Source organism: Luteimonas terrae, assembly GCF_004358165.1.
Classification (GTDB): Bacteria; Pseudomonadota; Gammaproteobacteria; order Xanthomonadales; family Xanthomonadaceae; genus Luteimonas; species Luteimonas terrae.
In genome coordinates this window covers 42,706-62,357 of sequence record NZ_SMTG01000006.1, presented here as the reverse complement: position 1 = coordinate 62,357, position 19,652 = coordinate 42,706, and the positions used below count along the sequence as shown (strand labels likewise).

Genomic DNA, 19,652 nt, shown 5'->3' with positions numbered 1-19,652 from the left:
CGGGCCGCGGGTAGACTCGAACCATGGACCTTCGACCCTATCGCGACACCGCACCGACGCTCGGCGCACGCGTCTACGTGGACCCGGCGGCGACCGTCATCGGCGACGTGCAGCTCGGCGACGACGCGTCGGTGTGGCCGGCCACGGTAATCCGCGGCGACGTCAACCACGTGCGCATCGGCGCGCGCACCAGCGTGCAGGACGGCACGGTGATCCACGTCAGCCATGCCGGCCCGCACGCGAAGCTCGGCGGCTTTCCGACCGTCATCGGCAGCGACGTGACCATCGGCCACAAGGCGGTGATCCACGCCTGCACGATCGAGGACGCGGTGCTGATCGGCATGGGCGCGCTGGTGCTCGACGGCGTGGTGGTGCGCAAGCACGCGTTCATTGCGGCCGGCGCGGTAGTCACGCCCGGCAAGGTCGTGGGTGAGCGCGAACTGTGGGTCGGCAATCCCGCGCGCTGCGTGCGCACGCTCGACGACGCGCAGATCGAAGGCCTGTACTACAGTGCCGCGCACTACGTGCGGCTCAAGGACGAGTACCTCGCCGCCGTGGCGGGCTGAGCACGCCGGCGCAGGGACGACGCATGACGCACACCGCAGGAACACGGTCGCATCGGCGCGCATGGAGTCGCGACGCCTGATGCTCGACACCGTGCGCGAGGTCCACACGCCCGAGGGCGTCGCATTGCGGCTGCCCGCCGCCGGTCCGGTGCCGCGTTCGCTGGCGTGGCTGATCGATCTGGCGATCCGCATGGCCCTGCTGATGGCGATCTCGATGGTGCTGGGGATGCTCGGCGCGTTCGGCAACGGCGTGTATCTGATCCTGCTGTTCGTCGTGTTCTGGGCTTACCCGGTGGTGTTTGAGGCGATGTACGGCGGGCAGACGCCGGGCAAGCGCGCGCTGGGCTTGCGCGTGGTGTCCGCCGACGGCGCACCGATCGGCTGGATGGCAAGCTTCGTGCGCAATCTGATGCGCACCGTCGACATGCTGCCGTTCGGCTATGGCGCCGGGCTGGTGGCGAGCCTTGCCGATCCCTGGAGCCGACGGCTCGGCGACATGGTCGCCGGCACGCTGGTGATCCACGCGCCGCGCGAGCGCACCCGCACCGCCGCATTGCAGGTTTCGCCGCTCGCGCCGGCCGCGCCGCTGCAGGCGCACGAACAACTGGCGGTGATCGCATTCGCCGAACGCGCGCATGCGCTCACGGACGCGCGCCAGCGCGAACTGGCCGACATCGTCGCGCCGGTCACCGGAGCGCGCGGCGAGACCGGTGTGATGCGCCTGCTCGGCGTCGCCAACTGGCTGCTGGGGCGTCGCGCATGAGGCAGGAGGCGTTCGTCGCCCGGCATGCGGCCGAGTGGGATGCGTTCGAGCAGTGGCTCGATGCGCGCGAAGGCAGCCCGCGCCGGGCGCGCGCCACGCGCCGCAGCTGGACAGGCCTGGCCGACGAGGACATGCCTTCGCGCTATCGCCGCCTGTGCCAGCAGCAGGCACTGGCCCGGCACCGCGGTTACAGCCCGCAGGTGACCGCGCGGCTGCAGGCGCTGATGCAGCGCGGCCACAACGTGTTGTACCGGCCCGCGCCGCCGCCGTGGCGCAGTGCGCTGCGGTTCCTGATGGCGGATTTTCCGCGGCTGGTGCGCGCGCAGCGCGGTTGCCTGTGGGCCTCGCTGGTGCTGTTCGCGCTGCCGCTGGTGGTGATGTACGCGCTGCTGCAGGTCCAGCCCGAACTCGCCTACGGGGTGATGTCACCGGGACAGCTGGCGCAGATGGAGGCGATGTACGACCCGGCCTCGCATGCCGAACGTCTGGCACGCGAAAGCCAGACCGACATGCAGATGTTCGGCTACTACATCTGGAACAACGTCAGCATCGGCTTCCGCACCTTCGCCAGCGGGCTGCTGGCCGGGCTGGGCACGATCTTCGTGCTGCTGTCGAACGGCGTGATCATCGGCACCGTGGCCGGGCACCTGCAGGCGATCGGCCACGGCGGACCGTTCTGGCGCTTCGTCGTCGGTCACTCGGCGCCGGAGCTGACCGCGATCGTCATCGCCGGCGCCGGCGGCCTGCGGCTGGGCCTGGCACTGGTCGCACCCGGGCAACTGCGCCGGATCGATGCCCTGGTGCAGGCCGGTCGCGAAGGTGGACGGCTGTGCCTGGGCATTCTCTTCATGCTGGTGTTCGCGGCGTTCGTCGAGGCGTTCTGGTCGTCGACGGCGTCGATTCCCGATCCGGTCAAGTTCGGCGTCGGTGGCGGTCTGTGGCTGTTGACGCTGCTGTGGCTGTGGCGCGGTGGACGCGGAGTGGCCGATGCGCGTTGAGACCGTGCAGGTCGAACTGCGGCCGCGCAGCGCCTGGGAGGCGATGGAACTCGGCAATGCGCTGGTGCGCCGCCATGCGCGCGCGATCTGGCTGCCGTCGTTGCTGCTCGGTCTGCCGGTCTTCGTGCTGCTCAATGCGCTGGGCTGGGCGATCGACCAGCTCTGGCTGGCCGCGCTGTTGCTGTGGTGGATCAAGCCGGCCTTCGACCGCGTGCCGATGTTCGTGCTGTCGCGCGCGGTGTTCGGTGCCGCGCCGGGCTTCCGTGCGACCGCAGCGGCGCAGCTGCAGTGGGGCTGGCGCCCGCTGATCGGCCATCTGACCTGGCGACGCTTCAGCCCGTGGCGCGCGGTGACGCTGCCGGTCGATCTGCTTGAAGGCCTGTCGGGGCCGCCGCTCGCGCAACGCCGTCGCCTCGTCGCCGACGGCATCGGCGGCCACGCACTGCTGCTGACGACGATCTGCCAGCTGTTCGTGACCGCGCTGCTGTTGTCGCTGGCGCTGCTGGTGCTGATGTTCTTGCCGACCGAACTGCTGTCCGAATCCGCGCGCGCGATGTGGGCGCTGATCTCCGAACAGCCGCCGCGCTGGGTGCAGGTGCTCGGCAATCTGGCGTTCTGGGCGGCAATGTCGCTGGTCGAGCCGTTCTACGTGGGCGCAGGCTTCGGCCTGTATCTCAATCGACGCACGCAACTCGAAGCCTGGGATCTGGAGATCGCCTTCCGCCGTCTGCGCGCGCGGCTGGCACCGGCAGCGACGTTCGCAGTGGGTCTGCTGCTGGCCGGCCTGCTGGCGATGCCGCTGTCGGGGCATGCGCAGGACGGCGCGGCGCAGGACACCGGCGACACCGCGCGCGAGATCCATCCGACCAAGACCTGGCGCCACGACGATCACGCGTCCACGCCGCAGAAGGATGTCGACGCGGAGACACCGCAGGCGCCCACGCTGCCCGGCGTGTTCGGCGAGGTCGAAGACAGCGAGGCCTTCGCGCAGGCGGTCGAACGCGCGTATGCCGATCCGCTGCTCGACAACAAGCGCGAGATTCAGCGCTGGCAGCGCAAGCCGACCGACGACGAGGACGACCGGAAGGACCGCGCCGGTCCGAACCTCGGTGTCCTGGCTGCCGTCGGGCAGGTGTTCGCATTGATCGCCGAATACGGGCTGTGGATCGTGCTGGCAATCCTCGTGCTTGTGCTGGCGTGGACCGCGCGGCGCTGGTGGCCGTGGATGCGCGACGCCCTCGGACCGCTGCGCGAGCCCAGCGAGATTGTCGTCGAGGACGCACCGCCGTTGCCGGAAGCGCTGCCCGACGATCTCGTCGCGGAGGTTCGCCGGCTGTGGACCGAAGGCCGGCATCGTCGCGCGCTGGCGCTGCTGTATCGCGGCAGCGTCGAGGCGATGACCGTGCGCGCCGGCGTGACCCTGGTGCCCGGCGCGACCGAAGCGCAGGTGCTGCGCGCCTCGCGCCGGCTGCCCGACGACGAAGACCGCGACGCCTTCGCCGACATGGTCCGCGTGTGGCAGCGCGCCGCCTACGGCCAGCGGTTGCCCGACGACGCCGGCCTCGATGCGCTGCTCGCGCGGCTGGCACCGCGCTTCGGATGGCGCGCCTGATGCGCTGGCCCGCCCGCATCGGCTTCGCACTGCTCGGCGCGCTGATCGTCGCGCTGGGCGTGCTGTGGTTCCTGCACACCCACGAACGTGTCGACGACACCGTCGAGTTGCCGCCGCGCGGCGAGGCCGCCTACAACCCGCTGTACGCACTGCGAGAGTCGCTGGTGGCCGATGGCGTGCCCGCGCGCTCGCGCCAGCGTCTGCAGCTGGCGGCCGTGCCGCCCGGTCCGCGCGACACGGTGTTGCTCTTCAGCGATCCCGGCAATCTGCTGCCCTCGGAAGTCGAAGCGCTGCTCGACTGGGTCGACGCCGGCGGCCATCTGCTGGTGCGCACGCCGCTGCCGCGTCGCAGCGACGAACGGACGCGCCCCGGCGATCTGCTGGCGCGCATCAGCGTGCAGACCGTCGCCGGGCGCACGCAGTGCGAACCGCTGCTGGTCGAAGGCCAGGAAGGCCACGTCGAGTTCTGCAACGGGCGCCGTTTCCTGCTGGTCGATGCCGAGCCCTTGGCCGAATGGGGCGAGGGCGGCGAGGACGGCCTGGTGTTCGCGCGACTGGCCCACGGCGACGGCGTGATCGACGTATTGGCCGACTTCGACTTCATGCGCAACGACGCGCTGCGCGAGCCGCCACATCTGATCCTGACGCGGCAGTTGCTCGCGCCGAACTGGGGCCAGGGCACGATGCACCTGATCTACGCAGCCAGCGTGCCGCCACTTTGGGTGCAGATCCTGCGGCACGGCTGGATGGCCTGGGGGCCGTTGCTGCTGGCCCTGCTGGCGTGGCTGTGGATGCGCACGCAGCGGCTCGGCCCGGTCCTGCCGGCGCCGCCGGTCGCGCGCCGCGCGCTGCTCGAGCACGTGGGCGCCAGCGGCGAACACCTCGTGCGCTATGGCCGCGCGCCGCTGCTCTATGACGCGGTCCGTGCCGCCTTCCTCGAGCGTCTGCGCCGCCGCGACCCGCTGGCTGCCGCGCTCGAAGGCGAGGCCGGCATCGAAGCGATCGCCACGCGCACCGGCCTGTCGCCGCGCGAGGTGCGTGACGCGCTGCAGGCGCCCCGACCCGATGATGCGACCGGCTTCCGCCAGCGCATCGCCCGACTGATCCAGATGCGCAACGCACTTTGAGAGCCGAACCATGACCGAGCTGCCCGTGTCCCCGTCCGCCCCGATCACCGGCGATGCGCTCGCCGCGCGCGTCGCCGCGGTGCGCGACGAAGTCTCCAAGGCCTTCATCGGCCAGCCCGAAGTGCTCGACCAGATCCTGGTCGCGCTGCTCGCCGGCGGCCACGTGCTGATCGAGGGCGTGCCGGGCCTGGGCAAGACGCTGTTGGTGCGCGCGCTGTCGGCGGCGCTGGGTTGCAACTTCGCCCGCGTGCAGTTCACGCCCGACCTGATGCCCAGCGACGTCAGCGGCCACGCGGTCTGGGACACCAAGAGCGAGACCTTCGTGGTCCGCCGCGGCCCGATCTTCACCAACCTGCTGCTGGCCGACGAGATCAACCGCGCGCCCGCCAAGACGCAGTCGGCGCTGCTCGAGGCGATGCAGGAGCAGCAGGTCACGATCGAAGGCCACAGTTTCGAACTGCCGCCGCCCTTCATGACCCTGGCGACGCAGAACCCGGTCGAGCAGGAAGGCACGTACCCGCTGCCCGAAGCGCAGCTCGACCGCTTCCTGCTGAAAGTGCTGATCGACTATCCCGAGCACGCCGACGAAGTCGCGATGGTCACCGCGATCAGCAGCGGCAAGGTCGCGGCCGACTTCGATCTGTCGCAACTGCAAACCGTGCTGCAGCCCGGCGAGATCGTCGCCTTGCAGCAGGGCACGGCGGCGACGGTGGTGGATGCGGCGGTCATCGACTACGCGGTGCGCATCGTCGCCGCGACCCGCAAGTGGCCGGGCATCGCACTCGGTGCCGGCCCGCGCGGCAGCCTGGCGCTGGTCCGCGCGGCGCGCGCGCAGGCAGTGCTGTCGGGTCGCGACTTCGTGACCCCCGACGACATCCGCGAGATCGCGACGCCGGCGCTGCGCCACCGCATCGCGCTGGCGCCGGAACTGCAGATCGAAGGCCAGGACGCCGATCAGGTCTTGCAGGCGCTGCTCGCGCGCGTGGAAGCGCCGCGCAAGTGAGAACCTGTTCAATATCCTGCTGCGCTTGCCGGGTGGCGCGCGTGCGGTGCTCGGAAGGGATTGCAGAACTGCGATCCCTGACAGCGCTTGCCGCTGGCCCGAAGGGTGGGCGCCATGGATGGCGACCACAATGCTCACGTACCACACGTACGCTGCGCTTCCTGCGCTTCCTGCGCTTCCTGCGCTTCCTGCGCTTCCTGCGCTCCACCACGCGCCACCCTGCTGCGCTCGCGACGGATCTTGAACAGGTTCTGGCCATGTCGCGCCCCTACCGGGACGCGCACGGATGAGGCCGACGCTGGCGCTCATCGTGCTGCTCGTGGTCTGGGGGCTGGGCGGCATCGCGTCGTCGCTGTGGTCGCCGGCGGTGCTGCCGTGGAACGTGTTCGGCGGCGTGCTGGTGGTGTTGTCGGTGCTCGACCTGATGCTGCTGACGCGCCGGCCCACGCCCGATGTCGCGCGCACGATGTCCGAGGCCTGGCCGATCGGCATCGCAAGGCACGTCTGGTTGCAGATCGAAGGCGGTCCGCAGGCGCAGCACATCGAGGTCTTCGACCTGCATCCGCCGGGCTGGCGTGTCGAGGGCCTGCCGCGTCGCCTGCGACTGGCGCCCGGCACGGTGTCGCGCGTCGACTACACGCTGCAACCCGACGTCCGCGGCGCGGCGGTGTTCGAACGCGTGCAACTGCGACTGCGTTCGCCGCTGGGTCTGTGGCGGCAGCGGCGCGACGCGGGCACGCGCCAGCAGGTGCGCGTGTTTCCGAACTTCGCACCGCTGACGCGCTTCGCCCTGCTCAGTGCCGACCGTGCCTCGCGCCTGGTCGGCGCGCACATCAAGCGGCGGCGTGGCGAGGGCACGGACTTCCACCAGATGCGCGAATACCGTGTCGGCGACAGCCTGCGCCAGATCGACTGGAAGGCCAGTTCGCGGTCGCGCAAGCTGATCTCGCGCGAGTACCAGGACGAGAAGAACCAGCAGCTGGTCGTGGTGCTCGATACCGGCCGGCGCATGCTCGCGCAGGACGGCGCGCTGTCGCATTTCGACCACGCCCTCGATGCCGCGCTCGTCGTGTCCTATCTCGCGCTGCGCCAGGGCGATGCGGTCGGTCTGTTCGCCACCGGTGGCGAAAGCCGATGGATGGCGCCGCAACGCGGCATGGGCGCGGTCGACACGCTGCTGCGCGTCAGCCACGACCTGCAACCGCAGCCGGTCGCAACCGATTACCTCGCCGCCGCCACGGAACTCTCGCTGCGCCAGCGGCGCCGTGGCCTGCTGATGCTGGTGACCAACCTGCGCGACGAGGACATCGAGGACGTGCTGGCCGCGGTGCGCATGTTGCAGAAGCGGCACGTGGTGATCGTCGCCTCGCTGCGCGAGCGTGCGCTCGACGAGGTGCTGTCGACCGAGGTCCGCGAACACCAGGACGCCGTCCATGCCGGCGCGACCGCACGCTATCTCGCCCAGCGCAAGGCCGCGCACGATGCGCTGCGCAACCACCGCATCGCGGTGCTGGACGTCACCGGCGAAGAGTTGCCGTCGGCGCTGGTGGAGCGGTATCTGGCGGTCAAGCGGGACGGGCTGCTGTAGCGGCTCTGCAGCGCGAGTTGCCTTTTCCGGCGCGAACGGAGGTGTCGCGAAAGACCAATAATCTCGTCATTCCGGCGGAAGCCGGAATCCATTTGGCTGTTCGGCCGTTGCTTCTTGGCGAGCTTCTCGCAAGGGTCAAAATGGATTCCGGCTTGACCGGACGTACGTCCGTTAGAAGCCGCCGGAATGACGGAGTTTCGGCTTCCGCTTGGATGGCGGAGTCGGACTTCACGAAACCCGAATGCCCCCGCGCTAGGCTGCGGACGCGCGCACCGGACGCGGCGCAGGGGACGTGTCCGATGCGTGCGTGACCGCCATCCGACGAGGCCCGCCATGCACGCCATTGCCCCTGCAACACCCGCATCCCGCGCCCTGCGCGCGTTCCGTTCCCTGAGCCTTCTCGCTGCCGCGGCGCTGCTGTCCGCGTGCGCGGCCACCGTGCAGCGGCCCGCGGCCGCGCCGGTCGATCCTGTCGCGATCAACGGCGATGTCCGCCAGATCGTGCTGGTCGTCGAAGGCAGCGACACCGCCCGCGCGCAGGAGGACTGGGCCGACTTCCGCGCGTTGTGGAACGACGCCATCCGCACGTCCGCGACGGCCGCCGGCCTCCAGGGCAGCGTGCGCGACAGCCGTCCGTCCTCGCTGGATCCGCCCGGCGTGGTCGTGGTCGTGCGCGTCGACAGCTATCGCTACGTGTCCACCGGCGCGCGTTACGGCCTCGGCGTGATGACCGGCAATGCACACATCAAGGCCAGTGCGCAGTTCATCGAGGTACCGGGCGGCAGGGTCGCCGCGACCCGCAGCTACGACACCACGTCGAGCGCCTGGCAGGGCATCTTCGCGCCGATGACGACCAAGCAGGTGCAGGCGATTACCGATCAGATCGTCGCCGAAGCGCGCGGCGGCTGAACCTGCGCGACGTGCTGTTGCGCTCGACGGGCAGCAAGCGTGCAGTGCAGGTGTCGCCTTCCGGCGGCATCTGACGGTCTTTGCCGCGCGGGCTCGCAGCGGGCCGGGTGCGGCTGACGATGCGCAGGACCGCTCCTCCGTCGCATGCCGCCACGCATCATCGGGCGGCTTACGCGACCGCTGACTTCGATCAGGCACTTCCCTGCAACGCGAAGGGCCGCACACGGCGGCCCTTCGCATCAGGCAACGCGGAAACTCAGGCGCCCGCGCGCGCCCGCACCTGCGCGACGTCGCGCACGGGTCGCACTTCGATGCTGCCGGTCCGCGCCCACGGAAATTCCCGGGCGATGCGCAGCGCCTCTTCCTCGCTGTCGGCTTCGATCAGATTGAAGCCCGCGAGCATTTCCTTGGTCTCCGAGAACGGACCGTCGAACACCTGTGTGCGACCACCACGCGTGCGCAGGGTCTTCGCGGTGCTGGCGTGTTCGAGTTGCTGGAAGCCGACCAGCGTGCCTTCGGCCTGCAGCGCATCCGCGTGTTCCAGGCAGCCGCGCATCATCGTGTCGAACTCGCCTTCCGCCAGTCCGTCCATCAACGCGTCATCGGTGTAGATCAGCAGCAGGTACTGCATCGGGCGTCTCCGGAAAAAGCGCGGGCGGGCAAGCGTCAGGCGTCGAGATGGAAATACGGTTCCACCGTCCCGCGCAGCTTGACGGTCAGCGGCTGGCCGCGGCGATCGAGCGCGCGGCCGGCAGCCACGCGGATCCAGCCTTCGCTGACGCAGTACTCCTCGACGTCGCGGCGCTCGTTGCCGTTGAAGCGGATGCCGATGCCGCGATTCATCGCCGCTTCGTCGTAGTGCGGGCTGCGCGGGTCGTTGGACAGATGATCGGGGGGCGTGTCGGTCATGGCAGGTACGGTGGCGTGGGAACTGCGCGCAGGATACCGCCGCCACGTGCCGGCTTCACCTAGGGCGCCTCGCCGCGGCCCTGTCGACGTGCATTCGCGATCACCGCATGCACCAGCGCACGATCGGTGTGTCGCGAGATCGGACGCGCGCCGAGCGCGATCGCACGTTCGCGCATGTCCGCCGTGACGTCGTAATGCGCACCGCTGGTGCGGTCCTGGAACGCGCGCCGCGGCACGCCGAGCAGCGCAGCGAATGCGTGCAGTTCGTCGAGCGTATCGGCGAGCAGATGCGCCCAGCGCTGACCGCGCCAGGGATGGACCGCGTCGTCGACATAGACCGTCATCGCAAAGGCCCTGCACATGAACATCATCGTGGGATCGCGATCATAGCGGCCGCATGCGGGGACGCATGCATGCGGGCCATGCGCCCGGTCATCGACTTTCGAATCTTCTGCATCGGACACAGCGTTTCGCGCGGTGGGGAATGTCGACGCGTGCGCGTTGCATATTCCTTGTGGTGATGAAACCCGTGTTTTTCCCGGCGTTTTCGGACATTTCAAAGGCGCCAGGGTTTGGGTCCGCGTGCATGGATCGTTAAGATGGTCGGTCTGCATTGCATTTACGAGTTTCTCGAGGAGGGCAGACCCGTCGTGATTTCGCGCGGTTTCAGGATGTTGTTGTGTGGTGTGCTGGTGGCTGCGGCCCCGGTGGTGTCGGCTGAAGATGGCGCCGATGACGCACCCGGTTTCGAACTCGGCGGCGCTGTCCGCTTCAATTACGGATGGCTCGACTACGGCCCCAGCAGCGGGCCCGAACTCGAACTGTTGAGGGTGGATGCGCGCGGCAACGCCGGTCCTGCGTTCTTCTCGCTGCAATACCGCTGGTACGACGGTTTCGACGCCGTGCACCACGCCTACGCGGGCTGGAAGCTTGAGGACGGCAGCGAGGGTGCGACGTCCGACATCCGCGCCGGTATCCAGCAGGTGCCGTTCGGTCTGCTGCCCACGGCTTCGCACAGTTTCTGGTTCGGTTCGGGCTATTACCTCGGCATCGAGGACGATTACGACCTCGGCGTCGTCTGGCAGCGCCAGTCCGGCGCCCACCAGTGGCACGCGGGCGTGTTCTCCGGCGACGAGTACGGCACCGGCGCGAACTACGATCGCTATTCCTTCGACGTGGCGACCACCGAGGATCTGCCGTACCGCGAACGCGAGCGCGGCATCGTGCGCTACGAGCACAGCAGCGAAGCGAACGGCTGGGAGACGACCTGGGGCGCGTCGGCCTTCGCGGGCCGCATCGAGAACCGTCTCGACGGCGGCAAGCACGACCACACCGGTGCCGCGATCCACGGTCAGTGGGTGCGCGGTCCGCTCACGCTGCAGGCGCAGTGGGCGCGCTACCGCTACGACAATCCCGAGTCGCGCATCGCGATGTCGGCCTTCATGTTCCCGTTCGAGATCGCCTCGCAGGCCGACGTGCCGACGTTCAACGTCGCCTGGGACGTCCAGCGCACCGGCTGGTTCGACAGCATCACCTGCTACAACAACGCCAGCGCGACGCTGCCGGTGCGCAGCGACCCCGGTCTGCGCGATTCCATCCAGAACGTCACCGGCTGCAGCTTCGGCAAGGGGCCGATGCTGACCTACGTCGACTGGATCGCCGGCAAGAACATGTGGTTCGCCGGTGGCCCCGGCATCGGCGTGCGCGATCCGGCCAACGACGGCTGGCACTCGCGACTCAACGTCAACATCGGCTTCTACTTCTGATCGCGTGCCCGGCCGTTCCGGCCGGGCATTCCGTCGTACCGCCGGCACGCGCCGGCGCTTTTCACCCGGCTGCAGCAGCTCTCGGCGCAGGCTCCATCGCGTTGCGCTGTCGCCGCCTGCCAAGAGGACTTCCCATGAACGATTCCACCGTGCGTCCGGACACCGATCCGGCCGCGCCGCCAGAACGCTGGCACTCGCGCATCCTCGGTCCCGTGTTCTATCCCTCGGCGGCGATCGTGCTGTTGCTGGTCGCGATGTCCTTCATCGCGCCGGAGGCGTCCGAGACGGTCTTCAACCGCGCCAAGGCGTGGGTCTCCGAGGAGGCCGGCTGGTTCACGATTCTGGCGGTCGCCGGCTTCCTGGTCTTCATCATCGGCATCGCGATCAGCCAGTTCGGCAGGTTGCGACTCGGCCCGGACCACAGCCGCCCCGACTACAACTACGCGACCTGGTTCGCGATGCTGTTCGCGGCCGGCATGGGCATCGGCCTGATGTTCTTCGGCGTGGCCGAGCCGATCATGCATTACGCCGACCCGCCGGTCGGCGATGCCGAAACGGTTGCCGCAGCGCGCCAGGCGATGCGCATCACCTTCTTCCACTGGGGCATCCATGCCTGGGCGATCTACGCCGTAGTCGCGTTGTCGCTGGCCTACTTCGCCTACCGCCACAATCTGCCGCTGCGTATCCGCTCTTCGCTCTACCCGATCATCGGTGAGCGCATCCACGGACCGATCGGCCATGCGGTCGACACCTTCGCGGTGCTGGGCACGATCTTCGGCCTGGCGACCTCGCTGGGGCTGGGCGTGATCCAGATCAATGCGGGTCTGAACTATCTGTTCGACGTCTCCGTCAGCACCGGCGTGCAGGTGGTGCTGATCACGGTCATCACCCTCATCGCGACCGGCTCGGTGTTCACCGGCCTGGACCGGGGCGTGCGCCGACTGTCGGAGCTCAACATGATCCTTGCGGTGGCGCTGCTCGCCTTCGTGCTGGTCATGGGCCCGACGGTCTATCTGCTGCAGGCCTTCGTGCAGAACACGGGCATGTACATCTCCAACGTGTTCTCGATGACGTTCAACCTCTACGCCTACGACCAGCGCCCGACCTGGCTCGGTGGCTGGACGCTGTTCTACTGGGGCTGGTGGATCGCCTGGTCGCCGTTCGTGGGCATGTTCATCGCGCGCATTTCGCGCGGCCGCACGATCCGCGAGTTCGTCGTCGGCGTGCTGCTGGTGCCCCTGGGCTTCACCTTCCTGTGGATGACGATCTACGGCAACAGCGCGCTCTACCAGGTCATGGTGGAAGGCAGCCAGTCGCTGGTACAGGCGGTGTCCGCGGACAGTTCGGTGGCGATCTTCCAGTTCCTGGAGGACTACCCGCTGGCGACCGTGACCTCGGCCGTGGCCACGCTGCTGGTGGTGATCTTCTTCGTCACCTCGGCCGACTCCGGCGCGCTGGTGATCGACATGCTCTCGTCGAAGGGCGAGGAAGAGTCGCCTGTGTGGCAGCGCATCTTCTGGGCGCTGCTGGTGGGTGCGATCGCGATCGCGCTGCTGCTGGCCGGTGGTCTGTCGGCGCTGCAGGCGGGCACCATCGCCAGTGCCTTGCCGTTTACGGTGGTCATGATCCTGATGTGCTGGGGCATGGTGAAAGCGATGCGCCTGGAAGTCGTCAAGCGCACCAGCATCCGCGACGCACGCCTGGCGCCGGTGGCCGGTGGTGGTGGTGACTGGCGCGCACGCCTGAAGGCGCTGGCGCACCATCCGCTGCAGAAGGAAGTGCTGGCGTTCCTGCAGTCGCAGGTCAAGCCGGCGTTCGAGGATGTGGCGACCGAACTGCGCAAGCAGGCGCTGGATGTCACGGTCGACACCGGCGAGGACGGCCGCGTGTGGCTGCAGGTCGGCCACGGCGAGGAGATGGACTTCTTCTACTCCGTGCGTCCGATTCCCTACGAGCCGCCGAGCTTCATGTTCGAGGATCCGCGCCGTCGCCGGAAGGCGAGCGATACCTTCTACCGCGCCGAAGTGCATCTGCGCGAAGGCGGCCAGGACTACGACGTTATGGGCTGGCGCAAGGACGAGCTGATCCACGACGTGCTCGACCAGTACCAGCGGCACATCCACTTCCTCAACGTGGTGCGCTGAGTTGTCAGGAAAAGGCGGCGCGGATGCGCCGCCTTTTTTTTCGCCGCTCCGCTTCTGTGGGAGCGCGCTTGCGCGCGAAAGCGTTTGGCCGGAGAAGCCCTCGCGCGCGAGCGCGCTCCCACAGGGCGGTAGGCATCGCGCCAGGAGACGCAAACAAAAGGCCGCGCATGTGCGGCCTTTTGTTCTCGTACGGGGCGATCAGCGCTGGGCCATCGCCTGTCGCAGATCGCGTCGCAGCCAGTCGTCGATGAGCTGCTTCTCGTAGCGCAGCGCATCGCTGTTCATCGCCACGCCGGCGCGGTTCATGAAGCCCATGTCGCGCAGCTCACGGGCGCCCTCGGCGACGACGTTGCCGGCCGGGTCGCGCAGGACGAAATCGAGATCGATCCGCGGCGGATAGTGGTCCTTGATCACCCGCACATCGTCCATCTGCGGTCCGCGCCAGGGCTCGTACATCCCGGCGCGACGGATGTCGCGGATCGTCACGTCGAGCGTCGAGCCGGCCGGCAATTCGCGCTCCGCGCGCTGGCGCACGTAGCGCGCGATCTGCTCGACCCAGTCACCGCGTCGCGCCTCCCAGCGGTTGCCGCTGTTGCGGATGTCGGAAAAGGCTTCGGGATCGGTCCACTGCACGGCGACCGGACTGTCGCCGCCGAGGCTGCGGGGCAGATCCGGATCGGTGACGTTGCGGGCGGCGAACGCGGGGGCCGCGAGCGCAGTGAGCGCGGCGGCGAGCAGCAGGGGCAGGGAACGGCGGTGCATCGCGATGACTCCCTCGTGTGCGGCGGCCCGCACGGCGCTTGTGGACTGGAATCCGAGCATGCGCCGGGCGGGCTTAACCGGCAATCAAGACATCGGGTTCAGTCGAGCAGAAAGGCATGGGGCCGGGCGCGGCTGCGACGCAACGGAACGAGAGCGGCGACGCCGTAGGCGACAGTCAGGATCGTCCAAACCACGGTCCAGATCAGCCCCTGGCCGTCCAGCGGAATGCGGATCATCGCGATGATCAGCGTTCCGGCCGCCGCGATCATCAGCGGCAACATGAGCAGAAACATGCGCACGCTGGCGACGGTGCTTCCGGACACTGCCGTCGCGCACATCAGCAGGCTTGCCGCGCCGGTGCCGGCCAGCATGCCCAGGAGCAGGGCGACATGCGGCCACGCGAGTCCACGCATCCAGGCAAGAAGCAGCAGACCCGCGAAGGCGAACAGCATCAGTTGACCGAGCCGGCGCATCACGCTGTGCCGCATCCGGGCCCCTGCTTGCGCAGGCGTTCCCAGGCCCGGCAGCAACGCGAGCTCGGACAGTTCTGCAGAAAGACGGCGACGTTGCCGCTCCAGCCGCAGGGCCAGTGTCCAGCCGCTCGCGAGCAGTCCGACGACGACGCCGACGAGCAGCGCGTTCCGGATCAGGGGCGTGTCACCCCGGAACGGGATCATCATCAGCACCGCGATGGCCAGGATCATGAATCCCCATTGCTTCCAGGTCGCGCGTCGCTCGAGGTAGCCCATCGGACCGGCAAGCAACATATCGATCGCCGCGCGCGGTGCGTGCGGGCCGGCGTGATCCGGCCGTGGCATCGCCACCATCCAGCCGTCGTGGATGGCCGGGGCATCGTGTACTGCGGCGCTCTTCGGATCGGTCCAGACGACCATGCCGGCAGGTGCCTGCAGCATGAGCGGGCGACGCCAGGCGGGAATCGCTTCCGGATCCCGCGCGCGCAGCAGGCTGCGGACGCAGACAGCCAGCACCATCGCGCCTGCTGCAGTCGCGGCCGCCAGATGCCACGGCTGCATCGGCGGCAGATACGACGAGAACATCTGCGCCAGACCCGGGAGCACCAGCAACGCGAACGCGGCTGGCGCAGGCAAGACCGAGAACAGCAGGCCACCGAGCACGCCGAGGAGCGGCGCGCCCAACGCGACCGAAGTCGGTACGCCTACGGAGAACAGAATGGTCGCGGGCACGACCAGCGTCACCAGCGCGGCCCACAGCAGCGCCCGTCGGACCGCCGCCGTGACGCCCGGCGCTCTCAGGCGGGAGGCCGTGCTCTGCAACAGCAACAGCCTCGCGAACCATCCCGCCCAGATCGAGAAATTGGCGACCAGGACGAAGAAGCCCAGCCCATCGGCGCGCGACTCCGAGCCTGTGGGGCCGACTGCACCCAGCAGCGCGCCCAGGCCCAGCAGGACGCAGTAGACGATGCCCATCAGGAACCGGTGCCGGCGCAACGTGCAGGCGGCCAGCGCCGCGCCCGTGTCGCCGAACAGGCCGCGCGAGGGTGCCGACACCGCCACCGCGTTCATGCCGACACCTCGATGAACAGATCCTCCAGCGGCAGGGCCTCGGCACGTACGCCCGGCACCTGCACCAGATCCGGCCACGGTGCACCCTCGCCGCGCAGCACGGTGATCGACAGGCCGCCGTAGGGATGCGGGCGGCGCGAGACTTCGCCGGGCACGTCCTCGCGCAGTTGCGCGGCCACCGCCTCGGGCACGTGCAGGCGCAGGTTGCGCTCCTTGAGGCTGTCGAGCTCGCTGTGCAGCAGCAGGCGGCCCTCGTGCAGGAAGGCGACGTGCGAGGCGACGCGCTCGAGATCCGACACGATGTGGGTCGAGAACAGCACCGTGGTGCCCGAGTCGCCGGCACGCGAGGCGATCTCGCGCAGAAGTTCGCGGCGACCGACCGGGTCCAGCGCCGAGGCCGGTTCGTCGAGCACCAGCAGTTCCGGCTGCGATGCCAGTGCACGGATGATCGCCACGCGCTGGCGCTCGCCGGGCGAGAGTTTCGCCAGCAGCCGGTTGCGCGGCAGCTGCCAGCGCTCGAGCGTCGCGTCGACGTAGGCCGCGTTCCAGCGCGGGTAGAAGCGGCCGATGAAATCCAGCATCTCGCCGACCTGCAGCCAGGCCATCGCCTCGGGTTGCTGGGGCACGTAACCCAGGCGTTCCTTGACCGCATCGCCCATGCGCAGCGCCGACTCTCCCCAGACGGTCGCGGTGCCGGCGTCGGGTTCGATCAGACCGAGCATCGCGCGGATCAGCGTGCTCTTGCCGGCGCCGTTGCGGCCGATCAGACCGAGCACCGTGCCCGGCTCGACGGCCAGCGACACGCCCTTGAGCACGCCCGTCTGGTCGTACTGCTTGATCAGGCCGTTCGCGGCGAGCGGTGCGGTCGCGGGCGCGGCGGCGGGGTTGGAAGCGGCGACGGCGGAACGGTCGAGCATCGCGTTCATGGCAGGTCCTCCTTGAGGCGGGTCTTGAGCCGGTCGAGCAGGGCGTCGGCCGGGAGTTCGAGTTCGCGCGCATGCCGCGCGAGGGCGTCGAGTGCGGGGTCGACCAGTGCCCAGCGCGCGACGAGGTCGGGCGGCGTCGCCAGATCGGCGACGACCATGCCCTTGCCGCGCAGCCGCACCAGCAGGCCTTCGGCTTCGAGCTGGCTGTAGGCCTTGGACACGGTCATCGGGTTGATCGCGTGGAGTCCGGCCACCTCCCGCACCGACGGCAGGGCCTGGCCGGCCCGCAGCTGGCCACCTGCGACCAGGCGCCGGATCTGCCCGGTGATCTGCCGGTACAGCGGTTCCGGGGCGTTGGGCTGGATCGAGAGCAGGCTTGCGTCCATGTGTATCAATACAACAATACACTTGAGCGGGAGTCAAGCGCTTCGGCGCACGCATTGCAGGTCCGTTCGGCTCCGCGAGGCGCGGGTCCCGCCCCGTGGTCTTGCGTCTGTACCGCCAGCGTGGTGGCGCGGCGTTAGGCTGTGCGGCATGTCGCTCCGTCTGCCAGGCCTGCTGCTGGTCATCGCGCTGCTCGCGCCCCCGCTCGCGCGCGCCGACGACCTGCTGTCGCGCCTGTCCGCACTCGCCCCCGCGCTAGACCGCAAGGTGCTGGCGATGGCATTGCAGGCGCGCGACTGCGCAGCGCGCGATCGCGAGGTCGGACCGCGGCTTGCGGTCATCGATTACGCGCGGCCCTCGACCGAGGTGCGCCTGTGGGTGTTCGACGTCGACGGGCGGCGCCTGCTGCATGCCGAACACGTCGCACACGGGCGGGGCAGCGGCGGCAACGTGCCCACGGTGTTCTCCGATGTCGAAGGCAGCTACCAGTCGAGCCTCGGGCTGTTCGCGATGGCCGAGACCTACACCGGACAGAACGGCTATTCGCTGCGCATGGATGGTCTGGAGCCGGGGATCAACGCCCGCGCCCGCGAACGCCTGATCGTGATGCACGGCGCCGACTACGTGGACCCGGCTCAGGCGCGCCGCCAGGGCCGGCTGGGTCGCAGCTGGGGCTGCCCGGCCGTGCGCAGTGCGGTCGCGCGCGAGGTCATCGACGACCTCAAGGACGGACAGTTGCTGTTCGCCTATGCCGACGATCCGGCATGGCTGCGCACGTCGACGTTCCTGCACTGCCCCGCACGCTGAACACTCCGCGGGCGGCTTCACGCAGCCGGCGCATCGCGGTCCGGAGCATGCGGCGCATTACCGCCCAAGGAGCGCGCCATGACCGTCCGCCGGATTCCCGATGTTCTCGCGCTGTCGTGCGCGCTCGCGTTGTGCGCAATGGCCGTGCCTGCGTTCGCACAGACCGGCGCCGCGTCCGCCGATGACGCGACCACCCGGTCGGCGGATGCAGGGACGGCGCTGACCGCCGAGACCGTCAATGACGCCGAGCTGGATGCGGGCGACGCCGCGATGCTGCGCGCCCAGGTGCTGCTCGATCGCGCGCACTTCTCGCCGGGCGAGATCGACGCCCGCGGCGGCACCAACACCACGCGTGCGATTGCCGCCTACCAGCGCTTCCGCGGCCTCGAGACGAGCGGCGAACTCGACACCGGCACCTGGGACGCATTGACCGGGGAGGGCGTGCAGGCGCTGGTGGCGCACACGCTGACGGCCGAGGATGTCGCGGGCCCCTTCGAACCGGTGCCCGACGACATGATGGCGCAGGCAAAACAGCAGGCACTGGGTTTCGAGAACGTCGTCGAGGCGCTCGGCGAGCGCTTCCACGCATCTCCCGCATTGCTGCGCAGGCTCAACCCGGGCAGCGACTTCAAGGCCGGCACGCGCATCGTGGTGCCGAATGTCGCCGAAGCCACGCCACTGGCCGAGCCCGCGCGGGTCGTCGTGAGCAAGTCGGATTCGGTCGTGCGTCTGGTCGACGCGGCGGGCAAGACCTATGCGCAGTTCCCGGCGTCCACCGGCACCGAGCGCGACCCGTTGCCGATCGGCGAATGGAAGATCGAGGGCGTGGCCACCGATCCGACCTTCCACTACAACCCCGACCTGTTCTGGGATGCCGACGCCGCGCATTCGAAGGCCACGCTGCCGCCGGGACCGAACAATCCGGTCGGCACGGTGTGGATCGATCTGTCGAAACCCCACTACGGCATCCACGGCACGCCCGAGCCGCAGAACATCGGCAAGACCCAGTCCCACGGCTGCATCCGCATGACCAACTGGAGCGCACGTCGCGTTGCCGAGGTGGTCAAGCCGGGCACGACCGCCGTGCTGGAGGAGTGACCGATGAAACGGCCGGGCATCTGGATCGCGCTGATCGCGGTGCTGCTGCTGGTCAACGTCGCCTGGTTCGTCTGGCAGGACGGGCCGCTGGTGCAGCGCACGACGGGTGACGGCCTGGCGGCGCAGCCGGTGACGTCGGCGCCGCCTGCATTCCCCGACGATGCGGTTGCGGTGACGCGGGCGTCGCCGTCCCCGACGTCCCAGGCCACGCCGGCCGCGCCTGCAGCACCCCCGACTCCTGCACCTGCGTCACCGGCGACTTCGACCGGTGCGCCGCCGACGGATCTGCTCGTGCCGGTGCAGGGCGTCGACTTCGCCGCGCTGCACGACACCTTCGACGACGCGCGCGGCAGCGAACGCCGGCACGAGGCGCTCGACATCATGGCGCCGGCCGGCACGCCGGTACTGGCGGTGGCCGACGGCACGATCGAAAAACTGTTCACCAGCGATCGCGGTGGATTGACGATCTACCAGTTCGAGCCGACCGGCACGTACGCGTACTACTACGCGCATCTGCAGGCCTATGCGCCGGGCATCGTCGAGGGCCAGCCCGTACGGCGCGGCGACGTGCTCGGCACCGTCGGCAGCACCGGCAACGCGGACCCCGCCGCGCCGCATCTGCACTTCGCGATCTTCCGCCTCACGCCCGAGAAGCAGTGGTGGACCGGCGAGCCGGTCAATCCCTACCCGCTGCTGCAGCGCCCGGCCCCGACGACACCCTGACGCAAAAAGGCGGCCCGGAGGCC

At 69.3% G+C, this 19,652-nt stretch carries 20 protein-coding genes; 13 read left to right on the top strand and 7 right to left on the bottom strand.

Annotated elements, in window-relative coordinates; translation table 11 throughout:
- The first annotated feature begins 23 nt into the window (after positions 1-23).
- From E2F49_RS13865 to E2F49_RS13830, 8 genes are all read left to right on the top strand, one after another.
- Positions 24-566 (top strand): gamma carbonic anhydrase family protein, encoded by a 543-nt coding sequence (locus E2F49_RS13865; protein ID WP_133394431.1) that lies wholly within the window; start codon positions 24-26, stop codon positions 564-566.
- Positions 567-627: 61 nt separating this feature from the next.
- Positions 628-1,329, top strand: coding sequence for an RDD family protein (locus tag E2F49_RS13860; RefSeq protein ID WP_243713611.1), 702 nt, complete (start codon positions 628-630; stop codon positions 1,327-1,329).
- Positions 1,326-2,327 carry a stage II sporulation protein M gene (locus tag E2F49_RS13855; RefSeq protein ID WP_133394430.1) on the top strand — a complete coding sequence of 334 codons (1,002 nt, stop codon included), beginning with the start codon at positions 1,326-1,328 and terminating at the stop codon, positions 2,325-2,327. Before E2F49_RS13860 ends, E2F49_RS13855 begins: the two co-directional genes overlap by 4 nt.
- Positions 2,317-3,939, top strand: a complete 1,623-nt coding sequence (locus E2F49_RS13850; protein WP_133394429.1) for a DUF4129 domain-containing protein — start codon at positions 2,317-2,319, stop codon at positions 3,937-3,939. The genes E2F49_RS13855 and E2F49_RS13850 overlap by 11 nt, the downstream gene beginning before the upstream one ends.
- Positions 3,939-5,066 (top strand): DUF4350 domain-containing protein, encoded by a 1,128-nt coding sequence (locus tag E2F49_RS13845; RefSeq protein ID WP_133394428.1) that lies wholly within the window; start codon positions 3,939-3,941, stop codon positions 5,064-5,066. Before E2F49_RS13850 ends, E2F49_RS13845 begins: the two co-directional genes overlap by 1 nt.
- A 10-nt stretch (positions 5,067-5,076) precedes the next feature.
- Positions 5,077-6,069: an AAA family ATPase gene (locus E2F49_RS13840; protein ID WP_133394427.1), complete on the top strand. Its 993-nt coding sequence runs from the start codon at positions 5,077-5,079 to the stop codon at positions 6,067-6,069.
- A 286-nt stretch (positions 6,070-6,355) separates the two neighbouring features.
- Complete coding sequence (locus E2F49_RS13835; RefSeq protein WP_133394426.1) at positions 6,356-7,657, top strand: DUF58 domain-containing protein; 1,302 nt, start codon at positions 6,356-6,358, stop codon at positions 7,655-7,657.
- Positions 7,658-7,990: 333 nt separating this feature from the next.
- Positions 7,991-8,566, top strand: a complete 576-nt coding sequence (locus tag E2F49_RS13830; protein WP_165971244.1) for a DUF4410 domain-containing protein — start codon at positions 7,991-7,993, stop codon at positions 8,564-8,566.
- Between the two features lie 256 nt (positions 8,567-8,822).
- Here the strand turns inward: E2F49_RS13830 and E2F49_RS13825 are convergent, their stop codons facing one another.
- Genes E2F49_RS13825 through E2F49_RS13815 form a run of 3 tightly spaced genes read right to left on the bottom strand, consistent with a single transcriptional unit; the run spans position 8,823 to position 9,819 of the window.
- Complete coding sequence (locus E2F49_RS13825; RefSeq protein WP_133394424.1) at positions 8,823-9,197, bottom strand: YciI family protein; 375 nt, start codon at positions 9,195-9,197, stop codon at positions 8,823-8,825.
- Between the two features lie 35 nt (positions 9,198-9,232).
- A complete protein-coding gene (locus tag E2F49_RS13820) occupies positions 9,233-9,475 on the bottom strand; it encodes a DUF3297 family protein (protein ID WP_133394423.1) in 243 nt (80 codons plus the stop codon).
- A gap of 59 nt (positions 9,476-9,534) precedes the next feature.
- Positions 9,535-9,819, bottom strand: a complete 285-nt coding sequence (locus tag E2F49_RS13815; protein ID WP_133394549.1) for a DUF4031 domain-containing protein — start codon at positions 9,817-9,819, stop codon at positions 9,535-9,537.
- A gap of 327 nt (positions 9,820-10,146) precedes the next feature.
- Between E2F49_RS13815 and E2F49_RS13810 the strand changes: the two genes are divergently transcribed.
- Positions 10,147-11,241 carry a hypothetical protein gene (locus E2F49_RS13810; protein ID WP_133394422.1) on the top strand — a complete coding sequence of 365 codons (1,095 nt, stop codon included), beginning with the start codon at positions 10,147-10,149 and terminating at the stop codon, positions 11,239-11,241.
- A 134-nt stretch (positions 11,242-11,375) separates the two neighbouring features.
- Entirely contained in the window at positions 11,376-13,385 is a 2,010-nt protein-coding gene (gene betT / locus E2F49_RS13805) for a choline BCCT transporter BetT (protein WP_133394421.1), read from the top strand.
- 198 nt (positions 13,386-13,583) lie between these two features.
- On the opposite strand, the gene E2F49_RS13800 is transcribed toward betT, so the two are convergent.
- The 4 genes from E2F49_RS13800 to E2F49_RS13785 all read right to left on the bottom strand — a co-directional run bounded on the left by E2F49_RS13800 (position 13,584) and on the right by E2F49_RS13785 (position 17,003).
- Positions 13,584-14,147, bottom strand: coding sequence for a DUF3016 domain-containing protein (locus E2F49_RS13800; protein ID WP_133394420.1), 564 nt, complete (start codon positions 14,145-14,147; stop codon positions 13,584-13,586).
- 98 nt (positions 14,148-14,245) lie between these two features.
- On the bottom strand, positions 14,246-15,691 hold the full coding sequence (locus tag E2F49_RS13795; protein ID WP_133394419.1) for a hypothetical protein: 1,446 nt from the start codon (positions 15,689-15,691) through the stop codon (positions 14,246-14,248).
- Positions 15,688-16,617: an ABC transporter ATP-binding protein gene (locus tag E2F49_RS13790; RefSeq protein WP_425481388.1), complete on the bottom strand. Its 930-nt coding sequence runs from the start codon at positions 16,615-16,617 to the stop codon at positions 15,688-15,690. The genes E2F49_RS13795 and E2F49_RS13790 overlap by 4 nt, the downstream gene beginning before the upstream one ends.
- The gene (locus E2F49_RS13785) at positions 16,614-17,003 is read right to left on the bottom strand and encodes a GntR family transcriptional regulator (protein WP_133394418.1); all 390 of its coding nucleotides are present in this window, start codon (positions 17,001-17,003) and stop codon (positions 16,614-16,616) included. Before E2F49_RS13785 ends, E2F49_RS13790 begins: the two co-directional genes overlap by 4 nt.
- A gap of 148 nt (positions 17,004-17,151) precedes the next feature.
- Between E2F49_RS13785 and E2F49_RS13780 the strand changes: the two genes are divergently transcribed.
- The 3 genes from E2F49_RS13780 to E2F49_RS13770 all read left to right on the top strand — a co-directional run bounded on the left by E2F49_RS13780 (position 17,152) and on the right by E2F49_RS13770 (position 19,629).
- Positions 17,152-17,808 (top strand): murein L,D-transpeptidase catalytic domain family protein, encoded by a 657-nt coding sequence (locus E2F49_RS13780; RefSeq protein ID WP_133394417.1) that lies wholly within the window; start codon positions 17,152-17,154, stop codon positions 17,806-17,808.
- 78 nt (positions 17,809-17,886) lie between these two features.
- Positions 17,887-18,906, top strand: a complete 1,020-nt coding sequence (locus E2F49_RS13775; protein WP_243713610.1) for a L,D-transpeptidase family protein — start codon at positions 17,887-17,889, stop codon at positions 18,904-18,906.
- Between the two features lie 3 nt (positions 18,907-18,909).
- A complete protein-coding gene (locus tag E2F49_RS13770; RefSeq protein ID WP_133394416.1) occupies positions 18,910-19,629 on the top strand; it encodes a M23 family metallopeptidase in 720 nt (239 codons plus the stop codon).
- The last annotated feature ends 23 nt before the right edge of the window (positions 19,630-19,652 follow it).

Bases quoted from the DNA above. Each gene is read 5' to 3' on its own strand.
- E2F49_RS13865 (WP_133394431.1), top strand. From the start codon at position 24: ATGGACCTTCGACCCTATCGCGACACCGCACCGACGCTCGGCGCACGC.
- E2F49_RS13860 (WP_243713611.1), top strand. From the start codon at position 628: ATGGAGTCGCGACGCCTGATGCTCGACACCGTGCGCGAGGTCCACACG.
- E2F49_RS13855 (WP_133394430.1), top strand. From the start codon at position 1,326: ATGAGGCAGGAGGCGTTCGTCGCCCGGCATGCGGCCGAGTGGGATGCG.
- E2F49_RS13850 (WP_133394429.1), top strand. From the start codon at position 2,317: ATGCGCGTTGAGACCGTGCAGGTCGAACTGCGGCCGCGCAGCGCCTGG.
- E2F49_RS13845 (WP_133394428.1), top strand. From the start codon at position 3,939: ATGCGCTGGCCCGCCCGCATCGGCTTCGCACTGCTCGGCGCGCTGATC.
- E2F49_RS13840 (WP_133394427.1), top strand. From the start codon at position 5,077: ATGACCGAGCTGCCCGTGTCCCCGTCCGCCCCGATCACCGGCGATGCG.
- E2F49_RS13835 (WP_133394426.1), top strand. From the start codon at position 6,356: ATGAGGCCGACGCTGGCGCTCATCGTGCTGCTCGTGGTCTGGGGGCTG.
- E2F49_RS13830 (WP_165971244.1), top strand. From the start codon at position 7,991: ATGCACGCCATTGCCCCTGCAACACCCGCATCCCGCGCCCTGCGCGCG.
- E2F49_RS13825 (WP_133394424.1), bottom strand. From the start codon at position 9,197: ATGCAGTACCTGCTGCTGATCTACACCGATGACGCGTTGATGGACGGA.
- E2F49_RS13820 (WP_133394423.1), bottom strand. From the start codon at position 9,475: ATGACCGACACGCCCCCCGATCATCTGTCCAACGACCCGCGCAGCCCG.
- E2F49_RS13815 (WP_133394549.1), bottom strand. From the start codon at position 9,819: ATGACGGTCTATGTCGACGACGCGGTCCATCCCTGGCGCGGTCAGCGC.
- E2F49_RS13810 (WP_133394422.1), top strand. From the start codon at position 10,147: ATGTTGTTGTGTGGTGTGCTGGTGGCTGCGGCCCCGGTGGTGTCGGCT.
- betT (WP_133394421.1), top strand. From the start codon at position 11,376: ATGAACGATTCCACCGTGCGTCCGGACACCGATCCGGCCGCGCCGCCA.
- E2F49_RS13800 (WP_133394420.1), bottom strand. From the start codon at position 14,147: ATGCACCGCCGTTCCCTGCCCCTGCTGCTCGCCGCCGCGCTCACTGCG.
- E2F49_RS13795 (WP_133394419.1), bottom strand. From the start codon at position 15,691: ATGAACGCGGTGGCGGTGTCGGCACCCTCGCGCGGCCTGTTCGGCGAC.
- E2F49_RS13790 (WP_425481388.1), bottom strand. From the start codon at position 16,617: ATGAACGCGATGCTCGACCGTTCCGCCGTCGCCGCTTCCAACCCCGCC.
- E2F49_RS13785 (WP_133394418.1), bottom strand. From the start codon at position 17,003: ATGGACGCAAGCCTGCTCTCGATCCAGCCCAACGCCCCGGAACCGCTG.
- E2F49_RS13780 (WP_133394417.1), top strand. From the start codon at position 17,152: ATGTCGCTCCGTCTGCCAGGCCTGCTGCTGGTCATCGCGCTGCTCGCG.
- E2F49_RS13775 (WP_243713610.1), top strand. From the start codon at position 17,887: ATGACCGTCCGCCGGATTCCCGATGTTCTCGCGCTGTCGTGCGCGCTC.
- E2F49_RS13770 (WP_133394416.1), top strand. From the start codon at position 18,910: ATGAAACGGCCGGGCATCTGGATCGCGCTGATCGCGGTGCTGCTGCTG.